Annotated in this window: 23 protein-coding genes and 1 tRNA gene; 20 read left to right on the top strand and 4 right to left on the bottom strand. The window is 67.6% G+C overall.

Annotation, left to right across the window (positions count from 1 at the left end; genetic code table 11):
- The first annotated feature begins 65 nt into the window (after positions 1-65).
- Genes E3O42_RS18390 through E3O42_RS03055 form a run of 3 tightly spaced genes read left to right on the top strand, consistent with a single transcriptional unit; the run spans position 66 to position 1,037 of the window.
- Complete coding sequence (locus tag E3O42_RS18390) at positions 66-251, top strand: DUF4244 domain-containing protein (protein WP_241984609.1); 186 nt, start codon at positions 66-68, stop codon at positions 249-251.
- Positions 232-639, top strand: coding sequence for a TadE family type IV pilus minor pilin (locus E3O42_RS03060; RefSeq protein ID WP_134452451.1), 408 nt, complete (start codon positions 232-234; stop codon positions 637-639). The genes E3O42_RS18390 and E3O42_RS03060 overlap by 20 nt, the downstream gene beginning before the upstream one ends.
- Entirely contained in the window at positions 636-1,037 is a 402-nt protein-coding gene (locus E3O42_RS03055; RefSeq protein WP_241984594.1) for an Rv3654c family TadE-like protein, read from the top strand. The genes E3O42_RS03060 and E3O42_RS03055 overlap by 4 nt, the downstream gene beginning before the upstream one ends.
- A gap of 64 nt (positions 1,038-1,101) precedes the next feature.
- Here the strand turns inward: E3O42_RS03055 and E3O42_RS03050 are convergent, their stop codons facing one another.
- Positions 1,102-1,362 (bottom strand): hypothetical protein, encoded by a 261-nt coding sequence (locus tag E3O42_RS03050; protein WP_134452450.1) that lies wholly within the window; start codon positions 1,360-1,362, stop codon positions 1,102-1,104.
- Positions 1,363-1,623: 261 nt separating this feature from the next.
- Here E3O42_RS03050 and topA point away from each other — a divergent pair, with 261 nt between their 5' ends.
- The 8 genes from topA (at position 1,624) to E3O42_RS03010 (ending at position 10,960) form a co-directional block, all read left to right on the top strand.
- A complete protein-coding gene (topA, locus tag E3O42_RS03045; RefSeq protein WP_134452449.1) occupies positions 1,624-4,635 on the top strand; it encodes a type I DNA topoisomerase in 3,012 nt (1,003 codons plus the stop codon).
- Positions 4,632-5,291: a dTMP kinase gene (tmk, locus tag E3O42_RS03040; RefSeq protein ID WP_241984593.1), complete on the top strand. Its 660-nt coding sequence runs from the start codon at positions 4,632-4,634 to the stop codon at positions 5,289-5,291. The genes topA and tmk overlap by 4 nt, the downstream gene beginning before the upstream one ends.
- 193 nt (positions 5,292-5,484) lie before the next feature.
- On the top strand, positions 5,485-6,693 hold the full coding sequence (locus E3O42_RS03035) for a DNA polymerase III subunit delta' (RefSeq protein ID WP_134452448.1): 1,209 nt from the start codon (positions 5,485-5,487) through the stop codon (positions 6,691-6,693).
- 46 nt (positions 6,694-6,739) lie between these two features.
- Positions 6,740-8,272 (top strand): alpha/beta hydrolase, encoded by a 1,533-nt coding sequence (locus E3O42_RS03030; RefSeq protein WP_241984592.1) that lies wholly within the window; start codon positions 6,740-6,742, stop codon positions 8,270-8,272.
- 3 nt (positions 8,273-8,275) lie between these two features.
- Positions 8,276-8,914 (top strand): TetR/AcrR family transcriptional regulator, encoded by a 639-nt coding sequence (locus E3O42_RS03025; protein WP_198414048.1) that lies wholly within the window; start codon positions 8,276-8,278, stop codon positions 8,912-8,914.
- Between the two features lie 52 nt (positions 8,915-8,966).
- Positions 8,967-9,039, top strand: a tRNA-Thr gene (locus E3O42_RS03020).
- Positions 9,040-9,155: 116 nt separating this feature from the next.
- Positions 9,156-10,442: an alpha-amylase family glycosyl hydrolase gene (locus E3O42_RS03015; protein ID WP_198414047.1), complete on the top strand. Its 1,287-nt coding sequence runs from the start codon at positions 9,156-9,158 to the stop codon at positions 10,440-10,442.
- Between the two features lie 32 nt (positions 10,443-10,474).
- Positions 10,475-10,960 (top strand): aminoacyl-tRNA deacylase, encoded by a 486-nt coding sequence (locus E3O42_RS03010; RefSeq protein WP_134452447.1) that lies wholly within the window; start codon positions 10,475-10,477, stop codon positions 10,958-10,960.
- A 172-nt stretch (positions 10,961-11,132) separates the two neighbouring features.
- Here the strand turns inward: E3O42_RS03010 and E3O42_RS03005 are convergent, their stop codons facing one another.
- Positions 11,133-11,339, bottom strand: a complete 207-nt coding sequence (locus E3O42_RS03005) for a hypothetical protein (protein ID WP_134452446.1) — start codon at positions 11,337-11,339, stop codon at positions 11,133-11,135.
- 456 nt (positions 11,340-11,795) lie between these two features.
- On the opposite strand from E3O42_RS03005, the gene E3O42_RS03000 reads away from it, so the two are divergent.
- The 4 genes from E3O42_RS03000 (at position 11,796) to E3O42_RS02985 (ending at position 16,359) form a co-directional block, all read left to right on the top strand.
- Complete coding sequence (locus E3O42_RS03000; protein ID WP_166787876.1) at positions 11,796-12,950, top strand: acyltransferase family protein; 1,155 nt, start codon at positions 11,796-11,798, stop codon at positions 12,948-12,950.
- A 27-nt stretch (positions 12,951-12,977) separates the two neighbouring features.
- Positions 12,978-14,243: an O-antigen ligase family protein gene (locus tag E3O42_RS02995; protein WP_134452444.1), complete on the top strand. Its 1,266-nt coding sequence runs from the start codon at positions 12,978-12,980 to the stop codon at positions 14,241-14,243.
- Entirely contained in the window at positions 14,240-15,472 is a 1,233-nt protein-coding gene (locus tag E3O42_RS02990; protein ID WP_134452443.1) for an acyltransferase family protein, read from the top strand. The genes E3O42_RS02995 and E3O42_RS02990 overlap by 4 nt, the downstream gene beginning before the upstream one ends.
- A 122-nt stretch (positions 15,473-15,594) precedes the next feature.
- Entirely contained in the window at positions 15,595-16,359 is a 765-nt protein-coding gene (locus tag E3O42_RS02985; RefSeq protein WP_134452442.1) for an SGNH/GDSL hydrolase family protein, read from the top strand.
- A gap of 9 nt (positions 16,360-16,368) precedes the next feature.
- Here E3O42_RS02985 and E3O42_RS02980 read toward each other — a convergent pair whose 3' ends face one another.
- Together E3O42_RS02980 and E3O42_RS02975 are read right to left on the bottom strand one after the other, a co-directional pair.
- Positions 16,369-16,647, bottom strand: coding sequence for a hypothetical protein (locus E3O42_RS02980; protein ID WP_134452441.1), 279 nt, complete (start codon positions 16,645-16,647; stop codon positions 16,369-16,371).
- Between the two features lie 53 nt (positions 16,648-16,700).
- On the bottom strand, positions 16,701-16,871 hold the full coding sequence (locus tag E3O42_RS02975; protein WP_134452440.1) for a multidrug transporter: 171 nt from the start codon (positions 16,869-16,871) through the stop codon (positions 16,701-16,703).
- Between the two features lie 60 nt (positions 16,872-16,931).
- Here E3O42_RS02975 and E3O42_RS02970 point away from each other — a divergent pair, with 60 nt between their 5' ends.
- The 5 genes from E3O42_RS02970 to E3O42_RS02950 all read left to right on the top strand — a co-directional run bounded on the left by E3O42_RS02970 (position 16,932) and on the right by E3O42_RS02950 (position 21,358).
- Positions 16,932-17,918, top strand: coding sequence for a Gfo/Idh/MocA family protein (locus tag E3O42_RS02970; protein WP_134452439.1), 987 nt, complete (start codon positions 16,932-16,934; stop codon positions 17,916-17,918).
- Positions 17,919-18,243: 325 nt separating this feature from the next.
- A complete protein-coding gene (locus E3O42_RS02965) occupies positions 18,244-19,731 on the top strand; it encodes a D-alanyl-D-alanine carboxypeptidase/D-alanyl-D-alanine-endopeptidase (protein ID WP_241984591.1) in 1,488 nt (495 codons plus the stop codon).
- 24 nt (positions 19,732-19,755) lie between these two features.
- Positions 19,756-20,352 (top strand): isochorismatase family protein, encoded by a 597-nt coding sequence (locus E3O42_RS02960; RefSeq protein WP_134452438.1) that lies wholly within the window; start codon positions 19,756-19,758, stop codon positions 20,350-20,352.
- 78 nt (positions 20,353-20,430) lie between these two features.
- On the top strand, positions 20,431-20,787 hold the full coding sequence (locus E3O42_RS02955) for an anti-sigma factor domain-containing protein (protein ID WP_241984590.1): 357 nt from the start codon (positions 20,431-20,433) through the stop codon (positions 20,785-20,787).
- Between the two features lie 88 nt (positions 20,788-20,875).
- On the top strand, positions 20,876-21,358 hold the full coding sequence (locus tag E3O42_RS02950) for a hypothetical protein (protein ID WP_134452436.1): 483 nt from the start codon (positions 20,876-20,878) through the stop codon (positions 21,356-21,358).
- Positions 21,359-21,361 lie beyond the last annotated feature (3 nt).

The raw sequence follows: 21,361 nt of genomic DNA, 5'->3' as shown, positions 1-21,361 counted from the left end.
GACGGTACGTCCGCACCGCGAGCGTCGGTACCGGGGCACGGCCGGGCAGCGTCCGCACCCGCACCGTGCGCTCGAACACCCACAGGGCGCTCCTGCGCTTGCGCGAGGACCGCGGGGCGGCCACCGCTGAGTACATCGTGGCCACCATGGCGGCCGTCGGGTTTGCCGGCCTGCTCATCGTCATCCTGCGCGGCGACGAGGTGCGCGGTATCCTCACCGAACTGGTGCGCAGTGCGCTCACCGTGGGCTGAGCGCACGGGTGCCGTGGCGTCGCTCGCGCACGGGCCGCACCGCGATCGGGGCAGCGTCACGGCGGAGTTCGCCGCCGCGCTTCCCGCGGTGCTGGTGGTGCTGGCCTGTTGCCTGGGCGCCGTGCAGGTGGTGGGGCAGCAGGTAGGCCTGTCGGATGCCGCCGCCGACGTGGCCCGGCTACTGGCCCGCGGCGATGGCGCAGGCCCGGCGTCCGGACTGCTGGCCGCGGTGGCGCCCGGTACGGCGCTCGCTGAGGAACGGCAGGGGGAGTTCGTCTGCGCCCGGCTCAGCGCGCCGAGCGCCTTCGCGCCGTTCGCTGCCGCGGGCCTCACCCTCGCCGCTCGGTCGTGCGCCCTCGCCAGCGACGCCGCGAAAGCCGACCCGTGACACGTCGTCGTCTCTCAGCCGTGCCCACCGCCGCCGGCCGGTTCTACCTTTCACCCCGACGCGCCGCGACCGGCGACCGTGGGTCAGGTTCGGTGCTCGCGGTCGCGCTGCTCGGCGCGCTCGTCACAATGACCGCCGTGCTCGTGCCGGTGCTGGCCCTGCTGCCGGTCAGTCAGTCCGTGCAGGGCGCGGCGGATGCGGCGGCGCTCGCCGCCGCTGATGTCGCCTCCGGTCTCATGCCGGGGGCGCCCTGCGACACGGCGGCGCGGGCCGCGGAGCTGAACGGGGCCCGCCTGGTGGCCTGCTCGGTGGACGGCCTGATCGCCACCGTGGCGGTGTCCCGCACGGTGGGCGGATTCCCGATCGGTTCCAGGGCGCGGGCCGGGCCGGCGCCGTAGCGTCGAATCGTCACTGGGGTGGCGTCGGGCAGGGCGCCCGAAACGGGATCCCCAATCGCTCGGGTTAGGTCGTCGCCGGGGGAGCGTCGAAGAGCGCCTCGAGGTAGCGGTAGTCCACGGCCGACGGCTGGTCGGGATGCTCGGTGGAATCGAACTCGAGACCGGCGGCGCGGGCATAGAGGTACCGCTTGCCGCTTGCGTCGGCTGGGAGCTCAATCCGTGGCCGGGGATCCCCGGACTCGAGGAACTGGGTGGTGACGGTTTTTCCTTCGAGGGGGCCGTCCGTCAGTTTCGCGGTGTACGTGCCCTGCGCTGCAGTAACCATGTCTCTATTGTGCGGCTGTGCTCCGCGGAGGCAACCCCCAATCCGCAAACCGAGTCGAGCCGGCCGCGTGTCGGGTGACACCAGAACGAATTGCGGGAACATGTGTGCACCCTCGTTTCAGCCTTGCACTGCGCCGCAGGCAAGCTACCGTGGAGTCAATTCGGGGCACTCCCGCACTGTCACGGTCGGCGCGCACTCGATTCCTGTGTGTATGGTGTGGCTTGGTCGTTACACAGACCGTTACCTATAAAGAGGAGTCTGGTGCCAGGCACTAAGAAGCTGGTCATTGTCGAGTCGCCGACCAAGATGAAGTCGATCGCCGCCTATCTGGGCGACGGATACGAGGTTCTGTCGTCGGTCGGGCACATCCGAGACCTGATTGAGCCCAAGAATCTGCCGCCGGAGCTCAAAAAGGGCCCGCTCGGCAAGTTCTCCGTCGACGTCGACAATGGCTTCGAACCGTACTACGTGGTCTCCGACGCCAAGAAGAAGACAGTCAGCGATCTCAAGCGAGCGTTGAAGAACGCCGACGAACTCCTCCTCGCAACTGATGAGGACCGCGAAGGCGAGGCCATCGCGTGGCACCTACTGCAGGTCCTCCAGCCCAAGGTTCCGGTCAAGCGGATGGTGTTCCACGAGATCACCAAGGACGCCATCATCGCGGCCACCAAGAACACCCGCGACCTCGACACCGCCCTCGTCGACGCGCAGGAAACCCGGCGCATCCTCGACCGCATCTACGGCTACGAGATCTCGCCCGTGCTCTGGCGCAAGGTGGGCCCGGGCCTGTCCGCCGGCCGTGTGCAGTCCGCCGCCACCCGCCTCGTCGTCGACCGGGAACGTGAACGCCTCGCGTTCGTTTCCGCCGGCTACTGGGACCTCATCGCCCAGCTCGTTCCCGGCGCCTCCGCCGAGAACGGCTTCCAGGCCAAGCTCGTGCGCCTCGGCGGCGAGCGGATCGCCACCGGCAGCGACTTCGACGACACCGGCAAGCTCAAGCCCAAGGTCGTCGCGGCCACCCTCGACGAGGCATCCGCCCTCGCCCTCGCCGATGCACTCAAGGTGCCCGGCGTGCCGATCACGGTCACCAAGGTTGCCTCCAAGCCCTACCGCCGCAGCCCCGCCGCACCGTTCACCACCTCGACCCTGCAGCAGGAGGCCGCACGCAAGCTGCGCTTCACCGCTCGGCAGACCATGAGCGTGGCCCAGTCGCTGTACGAAAACGGGTACATCACCTATATGCGTACCGACTCGCCGTCGCTGTCGCAGCAGGCGATCACGGCCGCCCGTAAGCAGGCCGCGTCGCTGTATGGCGCCGAGACCGTGCCGGACAGCCCCCGTCTGTACAAGGGCAAGAGCAAGAACGCGCAGGAGGCCCACGAGGCAATCCGGCCGTCCGGCGACACCTTCCGCACCCCGTCGTCGCTCTCCAGCACCCTGCGCGGCAACGACTTCAAGCTCTACGACCTGATCTGGAAGCGCACCGTAGCCAGCCAGATGGCGGATGCGACCGGGTCGACCGCGTCGGTGACCATCGCCGCGGGCCCCACCGGCCGGGCCGCGCATCCCGCCGCCTCGGAGGCGCTCGCCGAATTCGCCGCCAGCGGCACCGTGATCACCTTCCGCGGTTTCATGCTCGCGTACGAGGAGTCCAGGGACGAGGAGCGCAACGCCCCCACCGACCCCACCGAGTCGAAGCTGCCGCCGCTGGAAGAGGGCCAAACGCTGACCCTCGTCGAGGTGGAGGCCAAGGGCCACGAAACCAGCCCGGCCGCCCGGTACACCGAGGCCAGCCTGGTGAAGAAGCTCGAAGAGCTCGGCATCGGCCGCCCCTCCACCTACGCGTCGATCATCTCCACCATCACCGATCGCGGTTACGTCACCCCGCGCGGGCAGGCCCTGATCCCCAACTGGATCGCCTTCTCCGTGGTGCGTCTGCTCGAGGAGTTCTTCGCCGACCTGGTGGAATACGACTTCACCGCCGAGATGGAAGACGACCTCGACCGCATCGCCGGCGGCACCGCCGACCGGGTGGACTGGCTGACCAGCTTCTACTTCGGCTCCGAGAAGCACCGCGGCCTGCGCCAGGTCGTCGACAACCTCGGTGAGATCGACGCCCGCACGATCAACTCGATCCACATCGTCGATGACATCACCCTGCGCATCGGCAAGTACGGCCCCTACCTCGAGGTCGCCGACCCCACCGCCGACCCGGATGCCACCCCCCGCCGGGTGAACATCCCGCCGGACCTCGCGCCTGACGAGCTCACTCCGGCCAAGGCCCGCGAACTTGTGGATGCCCCGGTCGTCACCGACCGCGTCATCGGCGTGAACCCGGACAACGGCAAGGAGATCGTCGCCAAGGACGGCCGGTTCGGCCCGTACGTGACCGAACTGGAACCGCCGGCCGACACCGACGGTCCCGGCGAGTCCATCGACCCGCTCACCGGCGAGGTCACCTCACTGGCCGACGCCGGAGCCCCGGCCGCCCCGGCCGGTACCGCTCCGGCCAAGCCCAAGCGCAAGGCCCCGGCCAAGAAGGCCGCCGCCGCGGCGAAGCCGCGCACGGCGTCGCTGTTCAAGTCGATGGACCTGGCCACCGTCGACCTCGATACCGCGTTGGCGCTGCTGAACCTGCCGCGCGTGGTGGGCCTCGATCCCGAGACCCAGACCGAGATCCTCGCGCAGAACGGCAAGTTCGGCCCGTACCTCAAGAAGGGCGTCGACACCCGGTCGCTGACCAGCGAGGACCAGATCTTCGAGATCGACCTGGCCGGCGCCGTCGACCTGTACGCGCAACCCAAGTACGGCGCCCGCCGTGCCTCGAGCGCGCTCAAGGACTTCGAAGAGCCCGACCCGGAGAGCGGCAAGGCCATCAAGATCAAGGACGGCCGGTTCGGCGCCTACGTGACGGATGGCATCACCAATGCCACCATCCCCAAGGCCGAAAGTGTCGAAGAGGTCGACTACGAGCGCGCCGTGCAGCTGCTCGCCGACAAGCGGGCCAAGGGCCCGGCGGTGAAGAAGTCGCCGGCCAAGAAGGCCCCGGCCAAGAAGCCCGCCGCCAAGAAAGCTCCGGTGAAGAAGGCCGGCGCCACCACGAAGACCGGCACCAGGCGTGCCCCCGCCAAGAAGACCGGCGCCTCCGCGGCCACCCCCGGCGTGCGCGCCGAGCGCACCCCGGAGCAGAAGGCCGCGACCGCCGCGAAGGCGGCAGCCACCCGGGCGGCCACCGCGGCCGCGAAGGCAACCCAGGCGGCCGCGCAGTCGTGAGCAGCACAGCACCAACCGCTCCGCTGACGGAATCGACGGCGCCCGGCCTGTTCATCACCCTCGAGGGTGGCGACGGGTCGGGCAAGAGCACCCAGGCAGAGCTGCTCGGCGAGTGGCTGCAGGCCCAGGGGCGCACCGTGGTGCGCACCCGCGAGCCCGGCGGCACCGAGGTGGGCGTCGCCATCCGCGAGATCGTGCTGCACCACCGCGGAGAGGTCACGCCCCGCGCCGAGGCCCTGCTCTACGCCGCCGACCGGGCCCAGCACATCGGCACCCTGGTGCGCCCGGCGCTGGCCCGCGGCGAAATCGTCATCCAGGACCGCTACCTCGACTCCTCCGTCGCCTACCAGGGCGCCGGTCGGGTGCTCGGCGGCACCGAGGTGCGCGACCTCTCGCTCTGGGCGGTCGAGGGGCTGCTGCCGCACCTCACCCTGCTTCTCGACCTCGACGAGACCGCCGCCCGCGGCCGCCTCGACGCCGCGAACAAGCGGTTCGACAGGCTCGAAGCCGAGAAGAGCGAGTTCCACGCCCGTGTGCGCGCCGCTTTCCTCGACCTTGCCGCCGCCGAGCCCGACCGGTTCCTGGTGTTGGATGCGTCGTTGCCGGTCGACGAGCTCGCCACGTTCATCCGCACCCGCGTCGCCGCCCTGCTCTAGCCGCCGCGCCCCGACAGGGCAGAAGAGGCCCAGTTCGCGCCCGGCAACGGGCCCCAACTGCCCTCTCGCCCGGGCGCACTATCGCGAGATGACCCTTGAGGCCGCGTGGCGGGTATCCAACGGGCCTCATCTGGCCACTCGTCGGGCGGGACAACCGCACCCGGCCGTCACCGGCGCCGGGTAGCCTTGGTGAATGGCAGTGTGGGATGACCTGACGGGTCAAGCAGACGCGATCGCCATCTTCCGTGCCGCCGCAGAGCGCCCGGGAGCGGTCGCCACACTGGAGCGCCCCGACGCCGCCACGGATGCGGCCACGACCGCCGCCGGCCGCAGCACCTCATCGTCGATGACCCACGCCTGGCTGATCACCGGGCCGCCCGGCTCCGGCCGCTCCAACCTCGCGTTCGCGTTCGCGACCGCGCTGCTCAGTCCCGGCACGCCGCAGGGCGACGAGTCCACGAGAAGGCTCGTCGACGCGCGCACCCACCCCGACCTCACCGTGCTCAGCACCGAGGGCGTGATCATCAAGATGGACTCCGTCAAGGAGGCCGTGGCCCGCTCGCAGTACTCCCCATCGGTGGGCCGCTACCGCGTGGTGGTCGTCGAAGACGCCGACCGCATGGTGGAGCGCACCTCCAACGTGCTCCTCAAAGCCCTCGAGGAGCCGCCGGAACGCACCGTCTGGATCCTCTGCGCCCCCAGCGAGGCCGACCTGCTGCCCACCATCCGCTCCCGGGTGCGCACCGTGCGCCTGCGGGTGCCGAGCATCGACGCCGTGGCCGAGCTGCTCATCCGTCGCACCGGCGTGGAGCCGGCCATCGCCGAACGGGCCGCCCGCGAGGCGCAGAGCCACATCGGCATGGCCCTGCGGCTCGCCACCAACGCCGAAGCGAGGGCCCGACGCGAGGAAACCCTCCGCGCCGCCCTCGGACTCACCGGGGTGTCCACCGCCGTCAACGCCGCCGCCCGGCTGCTGGCCATCGCCGGTGACGACGCCAAGGCGATCACCATCGAACGGGATGCCGCCGAACGCGAGGGCGTACTGCGCTCGCTCGGCGTGGAACCCGGCCAGTCGGTCCCGCCCGCGCTCCGCAGCCAGATCAAGAACCTCGAAGACGACCAGAAACGCCGCGCGACCCGGAGCCTGCGCGACGGTATCGACCGCATCCTGGTGGACCTCACGTCGTTGTACCGCGACGTGATGATGATGCAGCTGGGCCGGGACAACACCATCATCAACCTCGAACTGCTCCCCGAATTGCGCCGGGCCGCCGGGGCGTGCCCCCCGGCGACCACCGTGGCCACGATGGATGCGATCGCCCTGGCCCGGCAGAGAATTGAAGCGAACGTGGCACCCGCGCTGGCCCTCGAAGCCATGCTGGTGTCGATGATCCGCCGGTGACGGCAACCGCAGCAACACACAGGATTCACCAGAGAAGAGGAACCCAGTGACCCAGCGCACCCGTGTATTCACGACCATCGCGGCCGCGGTGGCAGTGACGCTCGGCCTGACCGGCTGCGTGCCGTGGTTCATGCCCCAGCCCGTACCGTCCACCTCCACGTCCACCGGCGAAAAGGTCGACGCGCCGCTCGAGCCGTTCTACAGCCAGGTGCTGGCCTGGTCCGACTGCGACGACGGCATGCAGTGCAGCACCGTGACGGCTCCGCTGGACTGGAAGGACCCTGCCGCCGGCTCGGTCGACCTCGCCCTGGTGCGTCAGCCGGCGACCGGCGACCGGCTCGGGTCGTTGCTGCTGAACCCAGGTGGTCCCGGCGGTTCCGGCTACGAATTCGTCAAGACCTCTGTCGACTACGCCACCGACGCTGCCCTGCAGGAACGCTACGACATCGTCGGGTTCGACCCGCGCGGGGTCGGCCGCTCTTCGGCCGTGGCCTGTTACAAACCCGCGCAGATGGACGAATACCTCTACGGAATCGCCGACGCCGAGCGCGGCAGCGACGCCTGGGTCCAGGAGCTGGAGGCCAGCGCCACCGATTTCTCCGCATCCTGCACCGACGAGACGGGCGCCCTGCTCGGCCAGGTCGACACCCGCAGCGCCGCCCGAGACCTCGACCTGATGCGCGCGGTGCTCGGCGACACCCAGCTCAACTACCTGGGCTTCTCCTACGGCACCTTCCTGGGCGCCACCTACGCCGAGCTCTACCCCGACAAGGTCGGCCGGCTCGTGCTCGACGGCGCCCTCGACCCGTCCACCAGCAACTTCGAGGTGACCAGCACCCAGGCGCTGGGCTTCGAGAATGCCCTGCGCGCTTACCTCACCGACTGCCTGGCGGGCTCGGCGTGCCCGTTCAACGGCACCGTCGACGACGCCATGGCCACCATCTCGGCGCTGCTGGCGTCGGTGGACGCCAGCCCGATCACCGCCACCGACGGCCGCCAGCTCGGGGCGAACGCTTTGCTCACCGCGATCATCTACCCGCTGTACCAGGCGACGGCGTGGACCAACCTCAGCGACATGTTCGAGGGCGTGCTGCAGGGCAGCGCCGACGGCGCCATGCAATTCGCTGACGGGTACAACGGCCGCAACGCCGACGGCAGCTACCGCGACAACTCCACCGAGGCGTTCACGGCGATCAACTGCCTGGACTACTCCTACAACGATGACCTCGCCGCCATGCGCGCCGAGGCCGCCCAGATCGAGCAGATCGCCCCCACCATCGGCAAGTACATGGCCTACGGCGACATCTCCTGCTCCAGCTGGCCGTACGCCTTCACCGGGGAGCGCCAGGAGATCCACGCCACCGGCGCGGCCCCAATCCTCGTCGTGGGTACCACGAACGACCCGGCCACCCCCTACGTGTGGGCGCAGAACCTGGCCGCGCAGCTCGACAGCGGCCAGCTCGTCACCTACGAGGGCGAAGGCCACACGGCGTACAACAAGTCCAACTCCTGCGTCAACGACGCCGTCGACCGGTACCTGATCGACGGCACCGTGCCCGCGGCCGACCCAATGTGTTGACAAATGGACGCTGCACCTGACGAACTGGGCCTGCGCGAGCGCAAGCGCCGGGCCACCCGCCGGGAAATCCAGCGCGCCGTGCTCACACTCTGCGCCGAGCGAAGCATCGACAAGGTGACCGTCGAGGAGATCAGCCGGTTCGCCGAGATCTCGCCGCGCACCTTCTTCAACTACTTCGCCTCCAAGGATTCCGCCCTGATCGGCGATGAGCTCGAGTTGGCCTGCGACGCCGACATCGAGCGGTTCGTCGCCGGCGGACCCGACGTTCACGTCATGACCGACCTGGCCGGGCTGATCAGCCGGAGCCTGCAGAACACCGACGGGGACAGGGAGATCCATGAGCTGCGTCGCTCGGTGATGAAAGAGAACAGCTACCTCTTCACCATGCGGATGGCCACCCTGCGCAACTTCGAAGCCGGCCTGCAGGCAATCGTCGAGCGCCGGCTAGCCGCGGACGACCCGCACCTCGCCGAGGACCCGCGGGCCCTCGCCCAGCGGGCGCTGCTGGTCACCCTGATCGCCATGGCCGCCACCCGGCATGCCTGGCGGTGCTGGGCCGAAGCGGATGACCGCACCCCGTTGTCGGCCTGGGTCGCCAAGTCCTTCCGTGAGCTGTACTCCGTGACGTCCCCGATCGACTAAGCTTTGATGCTGTGTCGCCGCGCGTCTTTCGTAAGGAAGTATTCGGTCTCACGCCGCCTTAGCTCAGTTGGTAGAGCGATTCACTCGTAATGAATAGGTCATCAGTTCGATTCTGATAGGCGGCCCTCTCTTTCCCCGCTGCTCCCGCCGTTTCGGTGGTCGAGCCCATCCTTTGGTCGAGCTCATCCGTTGGTCGAGCTTGCCGAGACCCGGCGACCCACCCGCCGCGATACAGTCGAATGTGGCTGACTGGACCGAACACGTGATCTGGTGGCACGTGTACCCGCTCGGCTTCGTCGGAGCGGACACCACCGGCGCCGACCGCACGCCCACCCACCGGCTGCGGCAGATCGAGTCGTGGCTGGACTACTTGCTCGACCTCGGCGCCAATGGGCTGGCCCTGGGCCCGGTGTTCGCCTCGCGCACGCACGGCTACGACACCACCGACTACTTCCGAGTCGACCCGCGGCTCGGCGACACCGCCGACCTCGAGCACCTCATCGCCGAATGCCACCGGCGCGGCATCCGGGTGATGCTCGACGGAGTGTTCAACCACGTGGGCCGGGACTTCGCTCCGCTGGTCGCCGCGCTCGCCGACCCGGCCGCGGCCGAGAACGCCTTGTTCCGCCGCACGCCGGCCGGCGAGCTGGTGGCCTTCGAGGGGCACGACGCCCTGGTGACGCTCGACCACGACACTCCAGCTGTCATCGCCCTCGTCATCGACGTGATGACCCACTGGCTCGACCGGGGAATCGATGCTTGGCGACTCGACGCCGCCTACGCGATGCCCGCCGCGTTCTGGGCGAACGTGCTGCCACGGGTGCGCGAGCGGCACCCCCAGGTGTACGTGATGGGCGAGGTGTTGCACGGCGACTACGCCGGCTTCGTCGCCGCATCCGGGGTCGACACCGTTACCCAGTACGAACTCTGGCAGGCGATCTGGCACGCGCTGAACGAGGTTAACTTCTTCGAATTGGACTGGGCGCTCACCCGGCACACGGCGTTCCTCGGCGCGTTCGTGCCGTACACCTTCATCGGCAACCACGACGTGACCCGGCTGGCCAGCCAGATCCACGACGAGCGCCACCACCCGCACGCCCTGGTGCTGCTGCTCACCCTGGGCGGCACCCCGGCGATCTACTACGGCGACGAGCGCGGGCTACGCGCCGTGAAGGAGCAGCGGGCCGGCGGCGACGACGCCGTCCGCCCCGCCTACCCGTTGAGCGCCGTCGACCTGGACCCGGCCGACACCGCTGGTACGGAGTCGTTCGTGCTGCACCAGGAGCTGATCGGGCTGCGCCGTCGGCACCCATGGCTGCACACGGCCACGAGCCGGCCGCTCGCCCTGACCAACACTGGCTACGTGATCGAGGTGAACGACGGCAGCCACCACCTGGTCGTCGCGCTCAATCTCGGTGACGAGATCCTGCGGGTCGACACGGATGCCGCCCAGCGACTGGCCGGCACGGCCGCGGCCGGTCCCGCCGGGTTCACGGTTCCGGCGCACGGCTGGGCGGTCTTCGGCTGACGTCCGCAGCGGCTCGCGTGATTTACTGTGGTATGGCTGACACAGGACGCGAACGGGTTGAAACGGATGCGCGGGCGCGCGGACTCGACATCGACATCGTCGAGCGTCCCGCCGCGGACAGCCTCGAGAGCGCCGCCCGGCTGCTGGGGCTCGAGCCGGCCGGCATCGTCAAGTCGCTCGTGGTGAAACGCCATGACGGCGACTACATCTTCGTGCTGGTGCCCGGCGACCGGCAGATCAGCTGGGCTAAGCTGCGCGCGCTGGTGGGCGTGAACAAGCTGTCACTGCCGCACGAAGACCTCGCTCTGGCCGCGACCGGGTATGCGCGTGGCACCATCACGCCGCTGGGCAGCAGCACCCCCTGGCCGGTGTTCGCCGACGAGCGGATGCGCGGAACCCGGGTGGCGATGGGCGCCGGGGAGCACGGCTACTCGGCGTTCGTCGACGCCGACGCGTTGATCGCCGCCTACGGCGCCACGGTCGCCGACATCACCGACGAGATCAAACCGCGGTCGTAGGGGAGTGCTTGGCAGGTTGGCGTGCGGGGGTCTCGACGGCTCACGGGGTCGGGACGAGACCGGCCTGCGTGACGGACTCGTAGAACAGGTCGATGCCGGCGACGATGCGCCGGGCATCCGCTCGCGGCGGCAGGAGAGTCGGCGAGAACAGGGGAATCCCGTTCCACGGGCTCTACCGGAAGAGCTCATTGAACCGCGCGACGGCAGCGACCTTCGTGTCGTTGATTACATCGAGGTCGGGCGTGAGGATCTCGATGTCGTCCATAGCCGGGGCGCCGTCGGGGGTACCGCCGTCGCCTCGCACCGGCAGGTAGGACTTCTCCACGGCGAGGGCCTGGCCCATGGCCGCCTGTTCGTCGGTGCTGGCGAAGATGCCCACGGCCTGCGAGACCGGTAGGTGAACGGCCGGTTGACGGCAGGCGGCGTGGACGGCAACACCAAAGAATTGGGTGGGTGTGGGCGCCGGAGTGGCGCACCGTGAGGCAGCTGTTGGAACGCTTTCCCACGCTCTGCAAATTGCCATCGTTGCGGGCGCGGCCGGCTCATGCGCAACGCCTGGCCTCGGCGACCTTTTTGATCGAGGCCACGGTCCAGACCCGTCAACGTGTCACTTGCACGTCACGGCGTCGAAACATCGTGCCTATACACTCGTTCGGGGGGTAGCTACCACGACGTAAGGGGGATGGATGGCAGTCGCGATAATTGATCGCACAGGGATCGATGCACTAAGGCCGACTGTGCGGACCGCATGGGACAGTGCTCGGCTCGGGTGGCAGGATGCGCACTATGGCGTGCTCAAGGGCGTCGCAGTATGAACACCCGAGCGCAGCCACAAATGCAGAATCGCGCGCTCGACCTTCTCAGGTCCGTTTCAGCGCTCCTGGTCGTCTTGGGGCACGTTAGGGTCCTCTTCTTCAAGGACTACGCGGACATCCCCCACTCGGCGGCAAGTGCGATTGCGTATGCGTTCACAAGTCTCGGATCAGAAGCAGTCATTGTCTTCTTCGTAATGAGCGGTTTCTGGGTCGGGGGCGGGGCCGTTCGAGCCATGAAACGACGTACGTTCACCTGGGGCGGGTACGCGTCAGCGAGACTCACCCGCCTGTGGCTTGTACTCATTCCTGCTTTGCTGCTAACCATTCTCATCGACTTGGTGGGAAGACACTTCTTCAGCTCGGCCGACATCTATGCCGAAGCGGGACGTTACGCTGCAGTGCCTTCGCATCCAACGTATTCTCTGGAAAGCTTTTTCGGCACCGTCGCATTTCTCGGCGGAATACACGTTCCAATCTTCGGACTGAACATGCCGCTGTGGTCGATCCCATACGAGTTCTGGTACTACGTGATGTTTCCAGCGGCAATGCTGGTGTTCGGGTTCGCATCCGGACGGTGGATGCGCCTTGTTGCTGCGCTGGTTCTTGCCGCGTCAGCCTTTATCGCTGGTGGCGAGGCTTTACTTCTATTTCCTGCCTGGCTGGCGGGTGCCGCTGTCGCATGGAAACGCGACGATATCGTCGGACTGCTCAGATCTATGCAGTCAAGAAGGCTGGCCGTGCTTCGAATTGCGGCGCTGCTGGGGACGTTGGGAGCGATGGTTTTCGCGCATGAGGGACCCCTGCCGGCCTTGATCGGGAAGTGGCTAGTGGCTCTTTTTGCGGCCGCGCTCACCGCCACGTTGGTGGTGGACGTGGCGTGGAGTGGGCCGAGCGGGCGCATTCTGTCGTCGGCGGCAGGCACTGCCCACTACTCATTCTCGCTGTATGCGATCCACATGCCGATCGTCGCTCTGCTGTCCGCAGTCCTCGTCCCCGACGTTGCCGACAGGTGGACGCCAGGCCCTTGGACGATATTGGCGTTTCTCGCGATCGTAGTCTTCCTTGAAGTTCTTGCGGCGGTCTTTGCGTCGTTCACTGAGTCAAAGACTGACACCGTGCGCGGATGGATGCGGGCCCCATTAGCGCGTTCGCGCAGGGTCGACCACGCCATTTAGGCTTGCCAAATTGAAAACAGGAGACTTATGACGACACAGACCCGGCACATTCAGACGTCTGTGAACTCTGGTGATCGGGTGAGCATCCAGCCCGTGATCACGGTCCTCTGGGTGATCCTGGCGCTGCCAATCCCGGTTTATCGAATCATCCCGGGAACGCTCGCCAATGTATGGACATACGGTGCCCTAGGCTTGGTGATTCTCCTTATCCTGTTGGGCCGGGGCGGCAAGCCCAAGTGGCCAGGGGTATGGGTGTTCGCCGGGCTGTGCGCGCTGGCCGCCGGGGTGGTTTCCAGCGGAACAAGTGGTCTCGCCAAAACGATGCCCATCGGTATTCAGCTCTTCATCCTGTTGAGCCTGGCTCCTTTCGCCGTGCGTGGATCCGTCGTACGGGACTCAAAACTGCTCGCACGAGTATCCGTCTCTTTCACTCTGGCGCAGACTGTGTCAGCGCTTGTGGGAATCGTGCAGCTGCTCGGCGTACCTGTGCTCGGATATGCCGCTGTCTACGGTCGCTCGCCAGGCCTGGCCGGCCATCCGAACGTCTTAGGCGTGATGGGAGCGATCGCGGTGCTTCTGTGCACCCATGTTCTGGCCGTTCGGGCTCCATTCCCCCGTCTGCTGGTGATCGGTGCCTTGGCAGTGAACGCTGCGGGTGTGCTCAGCACCGGCAGCCTGAGTTCGATGTTCGCCTGCGTCTTCGGAGTTCTGTTCGTACTTTCGTCTCATCGGATACCCATCACGAGGGTGCTCTGGGTCGTTGTGGCGGGCGCACTCGCGTTGTGGGCTGCTCTGCAGAACCCGAACGTCGCGCAGTATTTTCGCAGTCCAGCTGACCGGTTCTTCCAGGTGACAGGACAAACGGACGACATCAGCACCCTGGACATCCGCATGAACACCTACCGCGTCGCCTGGGAACGAATTCAGATCGATCCATTTATGGGAAAGGGCATCGATCCAGGTCAGTCCGCGGCGTTCGGAAACACGATGGTCCATAACGTCTTCTTGCATGCCTGGTACCAGGGCGGAATCGCTCTGGCGGCCGGAATTGCGGCAGTACTTCTCGCCGCTGTCGTCTTCGTCCTACAAGCGCTTCGCGCACGTGAGTTCGCGCTCGCCGCGGGCATCCTGATCACCATACTCAGCTACGCACTAACTTCAGCGTTCTTCGATCAGGTCTACTACTGGTTGCCAGTCGTCGCGGCCTGGGCGTCATTGTCGACGTCGCCCATTCGGGCCAAAAAGATAGCCCCGCCTAGTATGCCGCGACCCGTAAGGAATGGCCGTCCATGAGCGCCGAAAACGCGACATTCCCCCCGACCGACCGACCGACAAGCGGAAATCCCCGCAGCCCAACTGAGCTCGCGCGACGCCCGGAATTCCCCTATCTGGACGGCATCAGAGGATTCTCAGCCATTGCGGTGGTTCTGTACCATGCGCTGCTATTCACCGGGCTATCCAACGAGGCCACGCGATCGCTTCCCCTCATCGATCTGATCTTCGGCTGGGGCTACCTGGGAGTTCCAGTCTTCATCGTTCTCTCCGGATACGTCCTGATGCTGCCGACGCTGTCGAACGACTTTCGGCTTCGCGGTGGAATGGCGAAATACCTCAAGCGCCGCGCCCGACGTGTGATTCCACCGTATTACGCTGCCCTCCTCATCAGCATCCTGCTGATTGTTGTCCTCCCTGTCATGCAGGAGCCGTCCGGAACGCAGTGGGACACCAAACTTCCAGTGACCGTGCAGAGCGTTGTGAGTCATTTTCTGCTGGTGCACAACTTCAGCCCCGACTGGATTGACGCCATCAACGGCCCCTTATGGAGCGTTGCGGTCGAGTGGCAGATCTATATTCTGTTTCCACTGATCCTTCTGCCCTTGTGCCGAAGGAACCGAACTGGACTCGTCGTCATTGGCGCCGTAATCATCTCACTGTCCCCAGTGTTTACGGGCGTCGGTGTATGGGCGCATCCGTGGCTAATCGGTATTTTCGCCATGGGCATGTGGTCGGCACAGGCCACCATGAGCCCGGTGAAGAACCGGTGGGCGGGCCCACTCTTCCTCGGGTTCATCGCCTTGACTCTTGTCGCGATTGTACTCACCAAACAATTCGACATCCGATCGTTCGGGCTTATCGAAACCTGCGCTGGTGCAGCAGTAGCAGCGGGTCTCGTCTGGACCGGCCAGCGTGCAGTACGGGGTGCGACGCCCTGGTTTGTGAAACCGTTCCAGAGCCGACCGATGATTCGGCTTGGCCTGTTCTCGTACAGTATTTATCTCTTGCATAGCCCGCTGCTCGCACTCGCCAATCTGCTCCTGTTGCCGCTCGGACTCCCGCTGGAAGTTCAGTGGATGGTGATGACCTTCGCAGGCGTACCTGTGGTGGTGGCCGTCTGCTACGGGTTCTTCTTCGTCGTCGAGAGAAGATTCCTCAACACTCGGCAGCGCCACGCTGAGACAGAACTAGCGAGCGATGCGACGCCCGCGACCGACCAAGCTGATGGTGTCCCTTCCCAACGCTAGAAGCCTTCATGCCGAGAACCGGGCACGTGGTTGCGTAGGCTTCTCGAGCCTGGCATGCCTGCCGATACTCGGTCGAGGTGCCGCCACCCCGGGCCACGCTCGCTGCCTCGTAGGCTGGGACTATGACCGAGGAGACCAAATTGTCCGCTGTGACGTCTTTCCGCCGCAGGAGCCTGCCATGGGTGTTTTGCGGTCTCGTGCTCGTCGTGAGTTGCGGCGCGGTAGCCGCTGCCGCGCTGGCCAGCGGTGGCGGCGCATCGAGAGGTCTCGCCGTCTCGACGGCGCCACCGGCGCCGACGGTGTCAGCCATCCCGGTGGCCGTGTTCGTCGGCGACTCGTACACGCAGGGGCTCGGCGCTTCGTCTCCGGTGACCAGGTGGTCGACGCTCGTGGCCGAGGAGGCCGGCTGGACCGAAGTCAACCAGGGCCTGGGCGGCACCGGCTACGTCACAGCGGCCTCGGCCATCGACTGCGGCCAGAAGCAGTGTCCCACCTACCCCGACCGGGTCGCCGACGTCATCGCCTCGGCACCAGATGTCGTCGTCATCGCGGGCGGCCAGAACGACCGGTGGGCGCTCGGCACCGATCCGCAGTTTGTGCGCGCCGCCGTCAACGAGACGTTCCGGCTCATCCGGGCGGAGTTGCCGAACGCCCGCCTCATCGCGGTGGGACCTTCCACCGCCGAGCCGGCCACCGCGATGCTCACCGACCTGGATGGCTGGGTGCAGGCCGCCGCACACCGGGTGGATGCCGAGTATGTGAGCCTGCTGGACCCCGTGGTCATCCGGGCCGAGATGGTGGTGGCCGACGGCGTGCATGTCGACGACGCCGGCCATCGTGCGATCGCGGACCGGGTGCTGGCCACGGCCCTGACCCGCGCCGACTGAGCCCGCCGGTCAGCGCGGCAGTCGACGGTCCTTGACCAGCAGCACGACAAACACGTACACGCCCACCAGCTGCCAGAGCGCCCGGAACAGCAGGTCGGTTGGGGAGTTGCGGAGGGCGAATTCCGGCGGCGCGGTTGGCAGCTGCTTCGGCAGCGCCTGGCGCCGGGCCGGCTGGATCGGTAGCGGGATGACGAGGCGGGACGCGGCCCGCGGCGGCGGGGTAACGGTGCGGGGCATGGCCCGTTGCTGGGGGGTCGTACGCCGGGCCAGAAGCAGATTCTCGCTCACGGGCGTCAGCGTACGCGGCCTCGGTGACCGCTCGGCAAACGCCGGGTGACGGCTTACTCCCCGGTCGTGCCGGGCCGCACTGCGGCGGTGTCGGCCACGTCGATGCGTTTGACGCCGTCGGACTTCTCGTCCACGGTCACCCGCGGGGCCGCATCCAATTCGCTGGCCTTGGGGGCGGTGGTGAGCTGATCGTGGCGTTTTTCGTCGAATGTCTTTTCGCTCATGAGCGGCACAGTAACACGGCGTTCTGGCGGGCCACCCAGTGAATTCGCTAGGCTCGCAGCATGACTGATGCACTCCGCTGGGGAATCCTGGCCACGGGCGGAATCGCCCACCAATTCGCCGGCGACCTCGTGAAGAACGGCTTCACCGTGCAGGCCGTCGGCTCCCGCAGCCAGGCGTCGGCGGATGCCTTCGCGGCCGAATTCGGCATCCCTACCGCGCACCCCAGCTACGAGGCTCTCGTGGCCGACCCCGAGGTCGACATCATCTACGTGTCGACCCCGCACCCGTTCCACGCGGCCAACGCCACCCTGGCGCTGGAAGCCGGCAAGCACGTGCTCATCGAGAAGCCGATCACCCTCAACGCCGCCGAGGCGCGCGCCCTGGTGGCGCTGGCCGCGAGCAAGAACCTGCTCGTGCTCGAGGCGATGTGGACCCGGTTCCTGCCGCACATGGCACGCATCCGCGAGATTCTCGCCTCCGGCACCCTCGGCGACGTGCACTCCCTGATCGCCGACCACACCCAAGACCTGCCCGACGACCCCACCCACCGCATCAACTCGCTGGCGCTGGGCGGCGGCGCGCTGCTCGACCTCGGCATCTACCCGGTGTCGTTCGCGTCCGCGCTGTTCGGCCCGCCCGAGACCATCCTCGCCTCGGCCACGTTCAAGGACACCGGGGTGGATGCCCAGATCGCCACGATCTTCCGCTACCCGGGCGGCCAGATCGCGTCGCTGATTTCCGCGAGCGACACCAAGGGCCCCAACACCGCCAGCATCCTCGGCACCGAGGGCCGCATCGACATCGGCGAGGTCTGGTACTCGCCCACCTCGTTCCGCGTGTACAACGGTGCCAACGAGGTCGTCGAGGCGTACGAGACAGCTGCCTTCGTCGGCCGGGGCATGCACTACCAGGCCACCGAGGCCGAACGGCTCGTGGCGGCCGGCCTCATCACCAGCGAACTGCTGACTACGACGGAATCCGTGCAGATCATGGAGACCCTCGACGCAATCCGTGCGCAGATTGGCCTGGTCTACGTTGGCGACTAGGGTCGCGCCGCGCGACCCATCAGCTGACTAAGCGTGCCGGTTGCCCGGTGAGCGGCTGTTGCCGTTGTGTCCAGTGCGCGGGAAGCGGTCGAGGTTGGCGTTTCCTGGCGCAGGTAAGTGCTCGCGGCGCAGGAAATGCAGCCCGATAACCTGCGCCGCGAGGCGAACGTGCGCCGCGACGGCTAACGCGTGCCGCGGGGACTACCGCGTGCTGTGAGACGGGTGGACCGACGGGAGGTGGCACGCGGCCGGGTGGGTCGCATTGCTGTCGTGGCGCATCCGGCGCTCTGACCGGGCTCACACCCTCGCTCGGTAACATGCGTTGGTGGATACACCAGACCCCACCGTGCCTGAACAGGGTGAACCCTCGGCCGGGGCGACGCAGTTAGGCGAGCATGTCGACTCAGGGAGTCCGGAGCAGCCCACGAATCGCCTGCGCCTGATCATCGCCGCGGCCGTGGCTTTCATGCTGCTCGGCACCGGCGCCGTGTGGGCGGGAACGGCCACCGGCGGCGACCCCAAGCCTGTTGTCGCCGTGGCCGACGCATCCGCCACGCCCACCCCGACCCCCACCCCGACCGCTCCGGAACTACGGCCCGCCCCGACCCTCGCCTCCGTCGCCGGCCCGCTGCGCACCTGCTCGGTGGCCGACCTCGCCGCGGACTCGCGATTGGGCGAGTTCCAGGCGCAGGTGGTCAACGCCGAGACCGGGGAGATCCTCTTCGACCGCGGCGGCAGCACCGCCTCCCGGGCCGCCAGCGTACTCAAGGTGCTCACATCGGCCGCCGCGCTGAGCGTGCTCGGTCCGGACTACCGCGCCACCACCACCGTGGTCGCCGGCAGCGAACCCGGCCAGGTGGTGCTCGTCGGCGGCGGTGACCTCACCCTCTCGAGCACCCCCACCGGAGACGAATCGTTCTACGCCGGCGCCGCGCACCTCGACGCCCTCGCCGAGCAGACCCGCGCCGCGTTGGGCGGCACCGCGATCACATCGGTGGTCCTTGACTCCTCGTATTTCGGCGACCCGGCCTGGGAACCCAGTTGGGACCGCAAGGAGCAAACCGACGGCTACATGCCGCCGATCACCGCCCTGCAGGTGGACGGCGACCGCGACAACCCGTACAACAGCACCTCCGCCCGCAGCGACGATCCGGTCGACCGGGCCGGCGCCGCGTTCGCCGGTGAGCTCGGCGGCGACGCGAGCGTGAGCGTCGGCACCGCCCCTGCCGGCGCCAGCCAGCTGGCCTCCGTACAGTCCCAGCCGGTCTCCACCCTGATCCAGCAGTCCCTGATCGTCTCCGACAACGCCGTCGCCGAGATGCTCGGCCGCCTGGTGGCCGTGGAGGGCGGCACCGGCAACACCTTCGCCGCCATCCAGCCCGCCGTGCTCGCGGGCCTGGCCGAGTACGGCATCGACACCACCGGCATCCGCATCATCGACGGCTCCGGACTCTCCGACAACAACGCAGTGCCGCCCGCCTACCTCACCAAGCTGTTCCAGAAGATCAACGCCAGCGAGGGCAGCCTCGGCGTGATCTTCGACGGCCTGCCCGTCGCCGGCGGCAGCTCAGGTTCGCTCTCCTACAGCGACCGATTCAGCGGCAGCAACGCGGATGCCGATGGCGCCGTTTTCGCAAAGACCGGCTGGATCGACACCGGCTACACTCTCTCCGGCATCATCAACGCCGGCGACGGCAGCACCCTGACCTTCGCGGTATACGCGCTGGGTGATGTGGGTGATAATGCGAAGCAGGCGATCGACACCATCACGACGGGGTTTTTCCGTTGCGGAAACAACCTCTCGAACAACTGATCCTCAACCGACAGGAGTGCATCCGTGACCCGCGCACTGATCATCATCGACGTTCAGAATGACTTCACCGAGGGCGGCACCCTCGCGGTCGACGGCGGGGCCGCCGTGGCCGGGGCGATCAGCGCCCTGCTGGCCGCGCATCCGCACAGCTACCCGCACATCTTTGCCTCCCGCGACTGGCACGACGCCGAGGGCGGCAACAACGGCCACTTCGCGGTCGACGGCGAACCCGACTTCATCGACAGTTGGCCGGTGCACTGTGTCGCCGACACCCCCGGAGCGGAGTACCACCCAGCGCTGGAGCTGCCGGAATCGACGGTGCACATCCTCAAGGGGCAGGGTCAGCCCGGCTATTCGATCTTCGACGGCGTCGACGCCGGGGGCGAAAAATTCGGCGAGCTTCTCATCGCCGCCGGCGTGACGGATGTGGACCTGGTCGGCCTGGCCACCGACTACTGCGTGCGCGCGTCGGGGCTCGACGCCCTCGAGCACGGCCAGCACGTGCGGGTGTTCACCGATCTCGTTGCCGGGGTGGCAGCGGAGTCCAGCGAGCAGGCACTGGCCGAACTCGCGCACGCGGGAGCGGTGCTGGCCACCTCGGAGCTCGTCGAGCAGGTCTGACGCGCGGCGCCGCAGCCGCCATCGAGTTGCCGGAAAGTGCCCCTTCGCGAGCGTCGAAGGGGCATTTGGCGCGACTGGGTGGATGTTTGGGAAACTTTCTCACCGATCGCCCAGGCCCAGCGTGACGCCCTGCCCGGCTGGGCGGCGAGCGGCAACGCCTCCGTGGCGGAGTCCGCGGACGGTCGACGGGAAGTCGTGGTGGACCTTGACGACGACGCCGGCAGCGCCGGGCTGCGCGAAGTGTGGCTCCTGACCGCCGACGCCACCGGGCTGGTCAGCGTGGGACTGCTCGACGGCTCGAGCGGCCGATTCAGCATCCCGGCGGGCATCGACCTGGCCGAATACCCGGTGGTGGACGTCCCGGCGGAACCCGCCGACGGCAACCCGGCGCACTCCGGCGACTCGATCGTGCGCGGCACCCTGAGCGGCCTGTAGCCCGCGCGCGAAGACGCAGAGTTGCCGCCCGGGCATGCCACCCGGGCTGGGGATTGTGACCCGCACGCCGGGGGATCAGGATGGCGACATGGCGCCTCACCCTGCATTAGTCGGCCCCGCCGTGCACGGCACAGACCGGGTTGAACCCCGTCGGTGGTGGTGGCTGGCACTGCTGGTCGTGGGCTGGTTCAACCTGATGTCGGCGCTGGGCGGCGGGCTCGGCCTGATCCTCGCCAACGGGATGGGGATGCCGATGAGCTGGCTCGCGGGCACCCCGTTCGACTCCTACCTGATCCCCGGGCTCATCCTGATGCTGATCGTCAGTGGCACGCAGGCGCTCGCCGTTCTGGGGCAGCACCGCCGGCAGCCGTGGTACCCGGCCGCGGCCGGTGTCGCCGGGTTCGGCATGGTGGTCTGGGTCTACGTGGAGGTCGCGTTGCTGCCGGTGTACTCGTTTCTGCACACCCTCTACTTCGCGACAGGGTTGGCGCAGCTGATCTTCCTGCTGCTGTGCCTGGGCATCCTGCCCGCGTCGACCAGCGGCCGGTCAGCGGCACGCGAGTACATTTGAGGT

It is taken from the genome of Cryobacterium adonitolivorans (assembly GCF_004402695.1).
Taxonomy (GTDB): Bacteria; Actinomycetota; Actinomycetes; order Actinomycetales; family Microbacteriaceae; genus Cryobacterium; species Cryobacterium adonitolivorans.
Note: the sequence above shows the minus strand (reverse complement) of the source record. Positions and strands in the feature narration are given on the sequence as shown.

Coding starts and splice junctions, on each gene's coding strand:
- E3O42_RS03050 (WP_134452450.1), bottom strand. CDS start 1,362: ATGGTTACTGCAGCGCAGGGCACGTACACCGCGAAACTGACGGACGGC.
- E3O42_RS03035 (WP_134452448.1), top strand. CDS start 5,485: ATGGCAGTGTGGGATGACCTGACGGGTCAAGCAGACGCGATCGCCATC.
- E3O42_RS03025 (WP_198414048.1), top strand. CDS start 8,276: ATGGACGCTGCACCTGACGAACTGGGCCTGCGCGAGCGCAAGCGCCGG.
- E3O42_RS03010 (WP_134452447.1), top strand. CDS start 10,475: ATGGCTGACACAGGACGCGAACGGGTTGAAACGGATGCGCGGGCGCGC.
- E3O42_RS03000 (WP_166787876.1), top strand. CDS start 11,796: ATGCAGAATCGCGCGCTCGACCTTCTCAGGTCCGTTTCAGCGCTCCTG.
- E3O42_RS02995 (WP_134452444.1), top strand. CDS start 12,978: ATGACGACACAGACCCGGCACATTCAGACGTCTGTGAACTCTGGTGAT.
- E3O42_RS02990 (WP_134452443.1), top strand. CDS start 14,240: ATGAGCGCCGAAAACGCGACATTCCCCCCGACCGACCGACCGACAAGC.
- E3O42_RS02985 (WP_134452442.1), top strand. CDS start 15,595: ATGACCGAGGAGACCAAATTGTCCGCTGTGACGTCTTTCCGCCGCAGG.
- E3O42_RS02975 (WP_134452440.1), bottom strand. CDS start 16,871: ATGAGCGAAAAGACATTCGACGAAAAACGCCACGATCAGCTCACCACC.
- E3O42_RS02970 (WP_134452439.1), top strand. CDS start 16,932: ATGACTGATGCACTCCGCTGGGGAATCCTGGCCACGGGCGGAATCGCC.
- E3O42_RS02950 (WP_134452436.1), top strand. CDS start 20,876: ATGGCGCCTCACCCTGCATTAGTCGGCCCCGCCGTGCACGGCACAGAC.